The 12679-nt window shown below is 66.6% G+C and carries 10 protein-coding genes; 5 read left to right on the top strand and 5 right to left on the bottom strand.

Annotation, left to right across the window (positions count from 1 at the left end; all coding sequences use genetic code 11):
• Window positions 1-7 precede the first annotated feature (7 nt).
• Window positions 8-973, top strand: coding sequence for an adenosine deaminase (locus tag WAW17_RS28135; RefSeq protein ID WP_422336144.1), 966 nt, complete (start codon window positions 8-10; stop codon window positions 971-973).
• A 23-nt stretch (window positions 974-996) separates the two neighbouring features.
• On the opposite strand, the gene WAW17_RS28130 is transcribed toward WAW17_RS28135, so the two are convergent.
• Window positions 997-2361 (bottom strand): amidase family protein, encoded by a 1365-nt coding sequence (locus tag WAW17_RS28130; RefSeq protein WP_422336143.1) that lies wholly within the window; start codon window positions 2359-2361, stop codon window positions 997-999.
• A gap of 10 nt (window positions 2362-2371) precedes the next feature.
• The gene (locus WAW17_RS28125) at window positions 2372-3685 is read right to left on the bottom strand and encodes a D-arabinono-1,4-lactone oxidase (protein ID WP_422336142.1); all 1314 of its coding nucleotides are present in this window, start codon (window positions 3683-3685) and stop codon (window positions 2372-2374) included.
• Window positions 3686-3810: 125 nt separating this feature from the next.
• Here WAW17_RS28125 and WAW17_RS28120 point away from each other — a divergent pair, with 125 nt between their 5' ends.
• Window positions 3811-4449, top strand: coding sequence for a TetR/AcrR family transcriptional regulator (locus tag WAW17_RS28120; RefSeq protein ID WP_422336141.1), 639 nt, complete (start codon window positions 3811-3813; stop codon window positions 4447-4449).
• A gap of 67 nt (window positions 4450-4516) precedes the next feature.
• Window positions 4517-5695, top strand: coding sequence for an amino acid deaminase/aldolase (locus WAW17_RS28115; RefSeq protein ID WP_422336165.1), 1179 nt, complete (start codon window positions 4517-4519; stop codon window positions 5693-5695).
• On the opposite strand, the gene WAW17_RS28110 is transcribed toward WAW17_RS28115, so the two are convergent.
• The gene (locus WAW17_RS28110; protein WP_422336140.1) at window positions 5665-9159 is read right to left on the bottom strand and encodes a TM0106 family RecB-like putative nuclease; all 3495 of its coding nucleotides are present in this window, start codon (window positions 9157-9159) and stop codon (window positions 5665-5667) included. The genes WAW17_RS28115 and WAW17_RS28110 overlap by 31 nt on opposite strands.
• Before the next feature lie 78 nt (window positions 9160-9237).
• Between WAW17_RS28110 and WAW17_RS28105 the strand changes: the two genes are divergently transcribed.
• Complete coding sequence (locus WAW17_RS28105) at window positions 9238-9888, top strand: alpha/beta hydrolase (RefSeq protein ID WP_422336139.1); 651 nt, start codon at window positions 9238-9240, stop codon at window positions 9886-9888.
• Here WAW17_RS28105 and WAW17_RS28100 read toward each other — a convergent pair.
• Both WAW17_RS28100 and WAW17_RS28095 read right to left on the bottom strand, forming a co-directional pair.
• The gene (locus WAW17_RS28100; protein ID WP_422336164.1) at window positions 9862-10236 is read right to left on the bottom strand and encodes a MerR family transcriptional regulator; all 375 of its coding nucleotides are present in this window, start codon (window positions 10234-10236) and stop codon (window positions 9862-9864) included. The genes WAW17_RS28105 and WAW17_RS28100 overlap by 27 nt on opposite strands.
• A 39-nt stretch (window positions 10237-10275) precedes the next feature.
• Window positions 10276-11775: a SulP family inorganic anion transporter gene (locus WAW17_RS28095; protein ID WP_422336138.1), complete on the bottom strand. Its 1500-nt coding sequence runs from the start codon at window positions 11773-11775 to the stop codon at window positions 10276-10278.
• 164 nt (window positions 11776-11939) lie between these two features.
• Between WAW17_RS28095 and WAW17_RS28090 the strand changes: the two genes are divergently transcribed.
• The gene (locus WAW17_RS28090) at window positions 11940-12641 is read left to right on the top strand and encodes a type 1 glutamine amidotransferase domain-containing protein (RefSeq protein ID WP_422336137.1); all 702 of its coding nucleotides are present in this window, start codon (window positions 11940-11942) and stop codon (window positions 12639-12641) included.
• The last annotated feature ends 38 nt before the right edge of the window (window positions 12642-12679 follow it).

Genomic DNA, 12679 nt, shown 5'->3' with positions numbered 1-12679 from the left:
ACCACCCGTGAACTCTCCTGTCGCCGAATTGCACATGCACATCGAAGGTTCCCTCGAACCCGAGTTGATCTTCGAACTCGCCGACCGCAACGGGGTGCAGTTGCCCTACCCGGATCTGGACGATCTGCGGTCGCGGTACGAGTTCACCGACCTCCAGTCCTTCCTCGACCTCTACTTCGCCAACATGCAGGTACTCAGGACCGCGCAGGACTTCGCGGATCTCACGCGCGCCTATTTCGCGAGGGCCTCGCGGGGTGGGGTCGCGCACGTGGAGTTCTTCTTCAACCCGCAGGCCCATGTCGACCGGGGTGTCCCGCTCACCGAGGTGCTCGACGGAATCATGGACGCGGTGGCCACCAGTGAACGCGAGTTCGGACTGAGCAGTGGGGTCATTGCGGCGATCCTGCGGGACCGGCCGGTGCGGGAGGCCGTGGACGTGTTCTCCGAGATCCTCCGCCTGCAGACCCCGATCGTGGGACTGGGCCTCGACTCGGCAGAGGTGGGTTATCCGCCGTCACTGTTCGAGGACATTTTCGCCCGCGCCCGTTCCGAGGGTCTGCACGTCGTGGCGCACGCCGGTGAGGAAGGCCCGCCCGAATACGTCTGGCAGGCGCTCGATCTGCTCGGTGCCGAGCGCATCGACCACGGCGTGCGGGCACTCGAGGACCCCGCTCTGGTGGAACGGCTGGTCGACGAGGAGATACCGTTGACCGTCTGCCCTCTGTCGAACGTGCGTTTACGTGTCGTCGACTCGCTTGCCGAACATCCGCTGCGGACCATGCTCGACGCCGGTTTGCTGGTAACGGTCAATTCGGACGATCCCGCGTACTTCGGTGGTTACGTCGACGACAACTTCACCGAGCTGCGCCGTCAGCTGGGCTTGACGGACGAGGAACAGGAGACCCTGGCGCGCAACTCGATCAACGCGTCGTTCGCGAGCGACGCCCGCAAGGCGGAACTGCTTCGCCGCTGAGTTTTCGGTCGAGCACCGGGTTTTCAGTCGAGAACCCCGGCGTCACCGAGGTCCTTCAGGAGGGTGAGGAGGTCCCGGTCGCGGCCGAAGGGCCCCACGAGGCACAGTCCGAAGGGAACGCCGTCGCCGGTCCGCAACGGAACCGTTGCGTTGGGCAGACCGGAGATGGTGGCCAGACAGGTGAGCATTCCGGTGGCGCGCATCGTGTTCCGGAATCGATCACCGCTCGGATCGCCGGTTCTCTTCGGCGCCGGGGACGACGTGGCAGGGAGGACCAGGACGCTGTCGCCGATGTAGGTGGTGATGGTCTTCGACGCCTCGGCGAGCAGCGTCATCTTTCGCGTATAGGTGGAGTCCCAGATGCGTTGGGCTTCCACGAAATTGCGGCGAGGCTCGTTGCTGAGCGAAGGCAGAGCCTGTGCCACCCATTCGCCGTGCAGTCGCCACGCCTCGTAGCCCTGAACATCCGCGACGGCCTCGGACCAATCCGGGAGCTGTCCGATGTCCGTGTCGGTCCAGGTCAGTCGCGGCAGTGAGCTCGTCTCCCACGCAGACAGCGCGTCGCGGACCACGCGGAGGGCTCCTGCCTCGGCGACGGCATTGATGCCGTCGGAACTCAGCGCGGCTGCGAATTCGCGTTCGTCCCTCAGCGGCAGCAGCGTCTCGGACACCGCGACGAGCGTGGCGAGATCGGCGCAGACCCATGCCGGAGTATCGAATGTGGGCGACAACGGCAGGAGGCCCTCGGTGGAGACCGCCCCGCGCGACGGCGCGAACCCGAACAGGCCCTGGTATGAGGCGGGTATGCGCACGGAACCGGTGGTGTCGATGCCGAGCCCGATATCGGCGGTGCCCTGGGCCACCGCGCTCGCAGCCCCCGACGTGGCCCCGCCGGGTAGTCGATCGCCGGCCTCGGGATTCGCCGGCGTCCCGAACTGCAGATTGACGCCCGAGTGCCCGTACCCGAAGTCGTCGGTCTGGGCGAGCCCGACGACGCCGGCCCCGGAATCGAGGAGCCGCGCCACCGCGGCGGCCGTTGCTGTTTCGACGGGCACGTCGGCGAGTCGCCGCCCGCTGCCCGCGCCGATCTGCTGACCTTCGACGGCATAGAGGTCGGTGACGGCCACCCGGAGACCGGCGAGCGGGCCGTCACCGGTGGGTGCCACCAGGGGGTTGCCCTGCACACGCCACGTCGCTTTGTCGGTGGGGACGAACTCGGACGTTGCACGGCCGTCGAGCGGCGGTAGGCCGTCCGGGAGAGGGGGCACCTCGGGGTCGCGCAGCGGCTCGCCGCACGCCCCGATCAGGCCCGCACTCACGGCCGCCGCGGCGGAAGCTCCGGCGACGCGAAGAAATCCGCGACGGTCGAAATATCGGCTGGGGGCCACCCAGCCCACGTTAGCTACCGAGGACCTGCTGCAGGTACGCGTTGCCGAACATTCGTGCGGGATCGTACTTGTCGCGCACCGAGACGAACTCGTCGAAGTGCGGATAGGCGGGACGCAAATCGTCGGCGGTGCGCCCGTGCATCTTGCCCCAATGAGGCCGTCCGTCCACCGCGCGCAGGATGGACTCCACTGCGGAGAAATAGGGCTCATGGTTGCGGCGGTGGTACTGGTGCACCGCGATGTACGCGGTGTCGCGGCCGTGGGCCGTCGAGAGCCATACCGAGTCCGCAGCGGCGAAACGGACCTCGACGGGAAAGGCGACTGTGAAGCCGGAATCGTGGATCCAAGCCTCGATCGCAGTGAGCGCGTCGGGCAATGCGGCCAACGGAATCGCGTACTCCATCTCGCGGAACTTGACGCGTCGAGCGGACGCGAACACGCGGTGGCTCCGATCGGTGAACTCGCGCGCACCCAACGCGCGGCACGCGAGGCCGTTCAACTGCGGAATTGCGGACGGTATGAGCGTGGCTACCCTGTTGATCCCCTCGAACACGAGATTGGCCATCAATTCGTCCTCGACGAGCGCCCGGACCGGGTGGAGGGGAGCGGTGGGCGTGTCTCCGGGTAGCCGGGTGTTGCGCTTGGTCAGGACCCGGCGTGTGTGCGGAAACCAGTAGAACTCGAAGTGGTCGGTGGTGGCGCAGTCGTGGTCGATACGCTCGAGCGTGGCCGTGAGCGAATCGGGGGTCTCGGCGGCGTGCAGCACGAAGTGCGGGACGCATTCGATGGTGACGGCCGACAGGATCCCCACCGCACCGAGTCCGAGCCGTGCCGCCTCGAAGAGGTCGGGGTTCTCGGTGGGTGAGCACTCGGTCACCGAGCCGTCGGCGAGTACCACCTGCAGAGCCCGGATCTGGCTTGCGAGGCCACCGAAGCGCATTCCGGTGCCGTGCGTTCCGGTGGACACGGCTCCTGCGATCGACTGCACGTCGATGTCACCGAGGTTGATCATGGCCAGACCTCGGTGCCACAGCTGCTCGCTGAGTTCGCGTAACCGGGTGCCTGCCAGAACCCGCACGAGCGCCCCCGACGGTGTGAGCGTCACCGAATCGATTCCGCTCAGTCCGTCGAGGCTCACGAGGATGCCGTCGGTAACGGCCGCGCCGGTGAACGAATGCCCGGCTCCCACCGCTTTCACGCGCAGTCCGCGCTCCGCGGCCGCGGCGACGAGAGCGCTCAACTCCGCCACCGACCCGGGGGTCGCGTACCGGTACGGGCTGGCGGATTCCGTGCACGCCCAGTTGTGCCACGTGTCGTGCCTCATTTGCCCATCATGAACCTGGACGAGCGTCCAGGCAACCGTGGATCGGGGGCCGGGACCGGTTCTTCGCCCGTGCGGGGCCGCCGCTTTTGCGCAATCGGGGGCGTGTCACGCTCTACGATCAGAGGATGCTGAACAGGCTTCCCGCGGACGAACGTCGCGCCCAGCTCGTCGAGTCGGCGTTGGTCATTGCAGAGCAGCGCGGTGTCGCTTCCGTTACGGTGCGCGCCGTGGCGGAGGAGGCGGGGGTGTCCCTGGGTGTGGTGCACTACTGCTTCGAGAACAAGGAAGAGCTTCTCGCCGTGATGGGAGAGAGCCTGATTCTCCAGCTCAGTGAGTCGATGCGGCTGGCGTTCGGCCAGGTCGGTCATGCACCCGAATTGCGCGGGCTCACGGGTTTGCGGGAGCTTCTCCACATCGGGATCAGTGCGATGTGGCCACTCATCGAGGCCTCGCCTGACCGTCAGCTACTGACCTACGAACTCACCGCCCTGGCGCTGCGGCATCGTGCTGCGGGCAGTGTTCACGACATCGCCGGCAGGCAGTATCGCACCATGGATGCGGAGGCCGTCCGCTTTTTCTCGGAATGCGCCCGGATGGCCGGAGTCGCCTGGGCAACCCCGGTCGACGCGATCGCGCGGTTCGGTCTCGCCATGCTCGACGGGCTGATTCTGCGATGGCTGGTCGACCGCGACAGCGAGGCCGTCATCGTCGCGATGGACGAGGTGGTGCGCCAGCTCGCAACCCTGGCTGTCCAGGAGCCGTGACCTGGACAATCGTCTAACTGCCCTGTTGGCTGTCGACTCAGGATCGATGGACAACGATTGGACAACAGTGACTCCCACGCTCGACCGCCTCATCGCCTCCACGCGGGAGGTAGACCCGCCGCTCGCGGCGCTCGACCTTCCGACTCTGCGAGCCAATGCCGCCGATCTGGTGCGTCGTGCCGCCGGTACTCCCGTCCGTGTCGCCAGCAAATCGGTCCGGTGCCGAGCGGTACTCGAAATCGCGCTGGGAGGCAAACTTTCGGCCGCCAACGGTTTTCGCGGAATCATGGCGTACTCGTTGCGCGAGGCGATCTGGCTCGCGCGGCACGGAGCCGCCGATATCCTGATGGGGTACCCGACCGTCGACCGGGCAGCCATCGCCGAATTGGCGTCCGACACCGATCTGCTCACGCGGATCACGCTGATGGTTGACAGCGAAGCGCAACTCGATCTGCTCCTCGATGCCGCCGGCACCGCTGCCCTCCGCGCCAGGCTGTGTGTCGACGTGGACGCCTCGCTGCGCCTCGGCCGCGTCCACATCGGTGTGCGCAGATCCCCACTGCGCACACCGGCCGAAGTCGCGCACTTTGCGAGGCGCGCCGCCGCCCGCGGATTCTCCGTGGTCGGAGTGATGTTCTACGAGGCACAGATCGCCGGCCTTCCAGATTCGAGCCCGCCCATCGTGTGGATGAAACGCGCCTCGGCGAAGGAGCTGGCCACCCGCCGGGGGGCCGTCGTGGATGCGGTGCAATCGGAGGTCGGCACACTCGAGATCGTCAACAGCGGCGGCACCGGATCACTCGAGGTGAGTTCGAGTGACGCCGTGGTGACCGAGGTGACCGCGGGATCAGGACTGTACGTTCCCGCCCTGTTCGACAAGTACCGGGCCTTCCGGCCGCATCCGGCGCTCTACTTCGCGCTGTCGGCGGTACGCAAGCCCGCACCCGGTATCGCCACGCTGTTCGGCGGCGGCTACATCGCCTCCGGACCCGCGGGATCGGGGCGCGTGCCCGCACCGGTGTGGCCGCCGGGGCTGACCCTGCTCCGCAACGAGGGGGCGGGCGAGGTGCAGACCCCGGTCTCCGGTAAGGCGGTAGCGGGGCTCGGCGTCGGCGACCGCGTATGGTTCCGGCACGCCAAGGCCGGGGAACTGTGCGAACGGTTCAACGAGGTGCACTTCGTCGACACCGACGGCTCCCGCACCGTGGTGCCCACCTACCGCGGCGAAGGCCAGTGTTTCGGCTGAAGGTGGTCGGGCAGGCACAGGCGCATGAAGGCGCCCAGTTCGGTGAGTCCCTCGGGGGTGCTCGGCATGTACTGTGTCAACGACTCGGATCGCACGATGACGGCCGCCCACTTACCTCGTGAGACAGCAACATTGATGCGATTGCGGGAAAGCAGGAACGACATTCCCCGCGGGACGTCCTCGATCGCCGATGCGGTCATCGACACGATGGCGACGGCAGCCTCGCGGCCCTGGAACTTGTCGACCGTCCCGACCTCCACCTTCTCGAGACCGGCAGCGGCGAGATCACGTTCGATCAGACCCACCTGCGCGTTGTAGGGTGCGACCACCAGGATGTCCGATTCGCCGAGTGGGCGGGGTCCTTCGAATTCGCTGGGATCGGACCAGGCGGAACCGAGCAGCTTGGTGATCCTGTTGACCACTTCCGCGGATTCCTCCGGGGACGCGGTGGCATTCCCCCGATGATCGAGGACGACGGTGTGCACGCCAGGCTCGATGCCCTCGAGAAACCTTGCTGCACTGACAGATTCCTGGGACTGCAGCTTGCCCTCGTATGACAGTACCGATACCGGTGCGCACAGTTGCGGATGCATGCGCCATGTGCGTTCGAGAAAGTAGCCCCTGCCGGCAGGTAGTGCACCATGCCCTTCCGCGAGCCAGCCGAGCGCGGACGCGTCCACGGGTTCGGGATGAGTGCCCTGACTGACCTGCGGAAGCTGCTGGGGATCGCCCAGAAGCAGGAGATTACGGGCGGCGCCGCCGACCGCGATGGTGTTCGCCAGGGCGAACTGCCCGGCCTCGTCGATGACCAGGAGGTCGAGGCAGCCGGGCGGCACACGATCGGTGTTCGCGAAGTCCCAGGCGGTTCCGCCGATCACACAGCCGGTACCTTCGGCCCGGTCGATGAACCCGGGGTAATCGTTGGAACCGATATCCGTCCAGGTTGCGGAGCGATGCCTACCGTCCTTCTTGGCGACCAACTCGGCCGGTAACCCGGCCTTCACGACCCCGGCCAGCATGTTCTCGATCACCGAATGCGACTGGGCCACCACGCCGATCCGCCAGTGATGCTGTTCCACCAGCGCCTTGATCACCCGGGCACCGGTGTAGGTCTTGCCGGTGCCGGGCGGCCCCTGGACCGCGACGTAGGAGTTGTCGAGGTCGAGCAGGGCGGTGGTGATGGCGCTTGCGTAGTCGTCGGCGACGACAGAGGGAAGCGGATTGCCGCTTCGCGTGCGGGGGTCGCAGCGACGGAGAATGTCGATCGACGCGTCACCGGGAAGGTCGGGCAGCGCGGCGCACATCTTCCCGGCAGCGGCCGCGATGGACGATTCGATGCGATCGGTGGTGATCGGCGGCCCGGGCGTGATCGCGATCGGCAGTTGGTCGTACTCCTCGCCGCCGAGAAGTTCCTCGACCGTCACCATGTCGCGTCGCCGGCTGTCTTTCGTGACCTCGAGAACGGTGACGGTGCACGTGCCCCGCTGCTGCGGGTTGTCGCTCGTCACCGCTTCCGGCGCAGGAGTGTCGTAGAGCGCGTACATGGTGGTCTTGGAACTCACCGTGCTGCCGGTTCCGAAACGCCCGGTGAGCTGGACGCGACGCCGGAGTTTGCGTTGGCGTGGTGTGCTCTTGTGCCAGTTCTCCTCGACGACGGCCGACGAGACCACCAGGACGTCCCGGATCTCGGACAGTTCGTCGAGCGGTACGACGAGTCGATCGAAGTGTGCCCACCCGAAGGGCTTTCGTTCGCGGCGGTGATAGCCGACGGCGGCTGCCATCAGCGCCGCCGCCTGCTGGTCGTGTCCGCGAACCTCGCTCGGACCGTGCCCGGCGAATTCGCGCAGCGCAGCTTCCACCGGGCTGAGCTCCGTCGGCGCCGGTGCCGACGCATCACCCGGAAGGCGAAGGGCCACACCGTGGGTGGACGCCTGCTCCAACAACCAGTCCCGCAGCCGCAGTGTGGATTCGCAGTCGTACTCGTTGTAGTCGGCGATGTCCTGTAACTGGCTGCGTGCCTCGTCGTCGCGGCCGTTGTCGCGGTGGTCGCAATACCTCGCGTAGGCGACCACCGAGTCGGCGGCATTGACAACTTCACCGTCGCGGGGTTGCCCGGGCATGTACAGCGGTTCGAGTTTCTTGATGCTGTAGGAACGCGCGCCGATCCGCAGGCATGCCCGCACCACCGGATACAGGTCCACGAGCACGTTGTCGCGCAAGAGAATGTCGACCGTGTCCTCGCCGACTCCGTGGCGCCCGGCGAGCCGGAGGAGGGCGGACTTCTCGTACGCCGCGTAGTGGTAGATGTGCATGTTCGGGTGCCGCGTGCGACGTTCGGTGACATATTCGAGGAAGTCGACGAGCGCCCGCCGTTCCCCGGCGCGGTCGTGCGCCCAGAACGGCCGGAAGACCGAGTTACCGGCCGTTGCCTCCACCACACCGAAGAGGTATTCGAGACCCCAGTCGGTGGAACCGTTCTCGGCCCACAGCGGGTCGCCCTCGAAGTCGAAGAAGATGTCGCCGGGGTCGGGTTCCGGAAGACCGGCCAGGGCGTTCGGTGCGTACACCTCGAACTGCGGGGACTGCGAGGACTCCTGAAGAATCTGCATCCGGGCTTGGGCGCGCAGGGAGGCGAGCGTGCCGTCGGAGATGCCGTCGACACTGCCGGAATGCGCGGCGAGTTGCTCGATGGTTCCGATTCCCTCCGCGATCAGCCGGCTTCGCTGCGTCGAGCGCATCCCGGCCACCAGGAGGAGATCCCGGTGCCGTTCCAGTTCCGCAGCGCAGTCGTCGCACCGGCCGCACGCGGTGTAGCGGGGGTCGCCCCAGCCGGTAACCGATTCCTCATGGTGGTGCTCGTCGAGAATCCGTTCGAGCGCAGCACGTCTGGAGGCGTAGACGGGGGTGATGTCGCCGGCGGTGTGCGAGGAGACGCTCCCGTCGCCGAGGAGGAGATGGACCTCGGGCGAGAGAGTGATGCCGTTGCTCTCCAACGCGTCTGCGTAGGCCGCTAGCTGAAGCAACGCCGACACCTTGGCGTGTCGGGACAGTTTGGTGTCGTAGACCGCGTAGGAGTCTCCGTCGCGGACGAGGAAATCGCAAAATCCGAGGAAGCGGCCGTCGAAGAACGTTCCTTGATAGACGACGTCGGCGCCGGAACGGACCGCCGCGAGAGTGGCGAGGGTGGCGTCGAACAGCCCGAGCTCGGTGTAGTCGGGTCGCGCCATCACTACCACCCCGTCGCCGTACTCGGCACGGAACTGCTCGAGCTGGCGGCGCTCGTGGGCATCGCCGAGCCCGGAGGTGCGCTGCAGCATGGGGTCGCCGGAATCCGGACCGGCAGGGCTCTCACGTCCCGCGCGCCCCAACACGCCGTCGAGCCGGCGCAGCACACCGAACTCGCAGGTGGCGGCCGCTGCGAGGTCGCTGGCACTGTAGACGATCTTGCCGTCGAGGAGGAACACAGCTACGTTCTCGGGTCTGCCGGTGGATTCACCCGGCCGATTGTGCCACCGAGGTCCGACAGCCCCAGAATGAACGTCATGCCTTTCTTCGACGGTCACAGTGGCCGGATCCATTATCGGTACTGGCCGGCAGAGGAACTGCGCGCACAACTGGTGTTTCTCCACGGTATGGGGCAGCACACGGGGCATTATCATCGTTTCGCGCGCGGGCTGACCTCGGCCGGCATCGGGGTGTGGGGGATAGACCAGGCCGGACACGGACTCTCCGAAGGAGACCTGCCGGGATCCGTTTCCGAACTGGCGCAGGACGCCGCGCTTCTGGCCCGACTCGCCACTGATCACGCGCGCGATGTGCCCGCCGCCCTGATGGGGCACTCGCTCGGCGCCGCGGTGTCGATGGAACTTCTCGCCGGGGAACTGCTCGCCGGCGGAGCGTCGGGCCTCCGGTGCGCGGTGCTGTGCGGCACGCCGAAGAGCGCGGTGAGCGGTGCTACCGCAGCCGCACTGAGCCGCGCGGACATCCCGGTGCTCGCGGTGCACGGCGTCGACGATCGTCTCGCACCCATCGACCCCGTCCGGGAATGGGCGCGGGGAATCCCCGCACTCGAATTCCGGGAGTTCGACGATGCCGGACACGACCTTCTGCACGAGAAGGTTCACGCGGCGGTGACGGCGACCGTCCGCGAGTTCGTTCTCCGCTCGTCACGGCGCGCGGTGCTCGGCGAGTAGTTCGGTCAGTTCTTCGCCATACGCCAGTTGGGTGCGGAGTTTCCGGCAGTTCTCCTGGGCGCGGACGTGACATCTGGCGACGAAGTCTGCAGCACCGGCCCGAGATTGCGCATCGAGTTCGCCGCCCGAGAGCACGGCGAGGGAATCGAGCAACTGCTTCATCTCCTCGAGCGTGAATCCCAGCGGTTTCATTCGCCGAATGACGAGCAGACGCTGGACGTCTGCCTCCGTGTAGAGACGGAAGCCTCCGGCACTTCGTTCGGACGGGGTCACCAGGCCGACCGCGTCGTAGTGGCGGATGGTCTTGATCGACAGCTCGGTGCGATCGGCCACCTCGCCGATCTGCATGTGCCGAGGGCAGGCGTCGTCAGCAGTCATGATGACCTCCTAGCTCTCGGCGCCGAGCTGCCCGCTCAGCCGGATATGCCGTTCCGCCGACGCCGCATCGAGGCCCACGATCTCGGCCTTCTTGCCCTTTGCCGCGTACTTCGTGGTGATCGCGTCGAGGGCGGCCACGGTGGAAGCGTCCCAGATGTGTGAACCGCACATGTCGATGACCACGTTCTTCGGGTCCCCGGCGTAGTCGAACTGGTAGACGAGGTCGTTGCTCGACGCGAAGAAGAGCTCACCGCGAACCGCATAGACGCGGGTGTCCGCGTCGGGATGTGCGACGTCTACGACTTCGGTCACGTGCGCGACCCGCCGTGCGAACAGGACCATGGCCGTCAGGACGCCGACGATGACGCCGTAGGCGAGGTTGTGGGTCGCGACGGTGACCGCGACGGTGGCGAGCATGACCGCGGTTTCGCTCCGCGGCATGAGGCGCAGTGTCTTCGGGGTGATGCTGTGCCAATCCATGGTGCCCAACGACACCATGATCATCACGGCGACCAGCGCTGCCATCGGGATCAGGGCCACCACGTCGCCGAGACCCACCACGAGGATCAGGAGAAAGACACCGGCCAGGAAGGTCGAGATCCGGGTGCGCGCACCGGAGACCTTCACGTTGATCATCGTCTGCCCGATCATCGCGCAGCCGCCCATGCCGCCGAAGAATCCGGTGACCAGGTTCGCCACACCCTGGCCCCAGCCCTCGCGTGTCTTGTCCGAGTGCGTATCGGTGATGTCGTCGACGAGCTTCGCCGTCATGAGGGATTCGAGAAGACCGACGACGGCCATGGCCAACGCGTACGGGGCGATGATCGACAGGGTGTCCATGTTCCATGGCACGTCGGGCAGCAGGAGGGACGGCAGGCTCGACGGGAGTTCGCCTTCGTCGCCGACGTTCGGAACGCCCAGCGCGAAGACCACCGTCGCCGCGGTGAGAAACACGATGGCAATGAGCGGCGGGGGAATCGCTGACGTGAGCCGCGGAAGGAAGACCATGATCAGCAACCCCACGGCGACCATCGGGTACACCGCCCACGGGACGTCGATCAGGTGTGGCAGCTGTGCGGTGAAGATCAGGATCGCGAGCGCATTGACGAACCCGACCATGACGCTGCGGGGAATGAATCGCATCAGCTTGGCCACTCCGAGGACGCTGAGGACGATCTGCAGCAGACCCGCGAGCAGCACGGCGGCGATGAGATGGTCCAATCCGTGCTCGCGGGTCAGCGGGGCGACGACAAGGGCGACGGCGCCGGTTGCCGCCGAGATCATTGCCGGACGCCCACCCACGATCGCGATTGTGACGGCCATCGTGAACGACGCGAAAAGCCCGACGCGGGGATCCACACCGGCGATGATCGAGAACGAGATCGCCTCGGGAATCAACGCCAGGGCCACGACGAGACCTGCGAGAGCTTCGGTTTTGAGGCGGCGTGGGGACCGGAGTGCGGCACGTACCGACCCTTCGACGCGCGGATCGACCTGCTGCACTGACATTCGGGCTCCATTCGGAAAGCATCGGTGGTGCCCATCCAACGGGGCGACTGCCGCGCAGCACTCTACCCTCCTGTCAGGGGAGAGTTTGCGGCCCGCGGCCAGGAATGCCTCGCGCCCTGTGATGTTGCACTGGAGGACTGCACAGTCGACGAGAGGATTTCTGCATGACCAAGGTGTTGTTCGTCGTCACCGCCGCCGACCATTGGACGCTGGTCGACGGCACCGCTCATCCCACCGGGTATTGGGCGGAGGAACTCGTCGAGTCGTACCGCGTATTCGAGGAAGCTGGATTCGACGTGGTGATCGCGACGCCGGCCGGAAAAGTGCCGGTGGTGGACGAGGGAAGTCTGACGCCGGAGTCGAACGGCGGTGAGGAGCGTGCGGCGGAAATGAAGGATCATCTTGCGCAGCTGAAACCGCGTCTCGATTCGCCCGCTGTTCTCGAGGACGCCGCTGTCGAGGATTTCGACCTGGTCTTCGTTCCCGGCGGGCACGGGCCGATGGAAGACCTCGCGGTGTCCGAATCGTTCGGGGCGTTCCTCGTCCGGTTCTTCGATGCGGGCAAACCGATTTCCGCGGTGTGCCACGCACCGGCGGCGTTGCTGCCCGCACGTCGGGGTGATGGGCGGTGGCTGTTCGACGGCTACGAGCTGACGGGATTCACCAACGAGGAGGAGACGCAGGGCGGACTGGCGTCGAAGGCGCCGTGGCTGCTCGAAGACCGCCTGCGTGAACAGGGTGCGAAGTTCGACGCCGTCGAGGCGTGGGCGCCGCACGTCGTGGTGGACCGCACGCTTTACACGGGACAGAATCCGGCATCGTCGAGGCCGTTGGCGGAGCGGATCGTGGCCGACCTGAAGAAGTAGCCGAAGAGACCCGGCGGCCCGGCTTCCCTCTACAGAGA

This window comes from Rhodococcus sp. (in: high G+C Gram-positive bacteria), assembly GCF_049286785.1.
In the GTDB taxonomy this organism is placed as follows: Bacteria; Actinomycetota; Actinomycetes; order Mycobacteriales; family Mycobacteriaceae; genus Rhodococcus_F.
This window is presented reverse-complemented; position numbering and strand designations above follow the sequence as displayed.

Coding starts and splice junctions, on each gene's coding strand:
- WAW17_RS28125 (WP_422336142.1), bottom strand. CDS start 3,685: ATGAGGCACGACACGTGGCACAACTGGGCGTGCACGGAATCCGCCAGC.
- WAW17_RS28120 (WP_422336141.1), top strand. CDS start 3,811: ATGCTGAACAGGCTTCCCGCGGACGAACGTCGCGCCCAGCTCGTCGAG.
- WAW17_RS28105 (WP_422336139.1), top strand. CDS start 9,238: ATGCCTTTCTTCGACGGTCACAGTGGCCGGATCCATTATCGGTACTGG.
- WAW17_RS28100 (WP_422336164.1), bottom strand. CDS start 10,236: ATGCAGATCGGCGAGGTGGCCGATCGCACCGAGCTGTCGATCAAGACC.
- WAW17_RS28095 (WP_422336138.1), bottom strand. CDS start 11,775: ATGTCAGTGCAGCAGGTCGATCCGCGCGTCGAAGGGTCGGTACGTGCC.
- WAW17_RS28090 (WP_422336137.1), top strand. CDS start 11,940: ATGACCAAGGTGTTGTTCGTCGTCACCGCCGCCGACCATTGGACGCTG.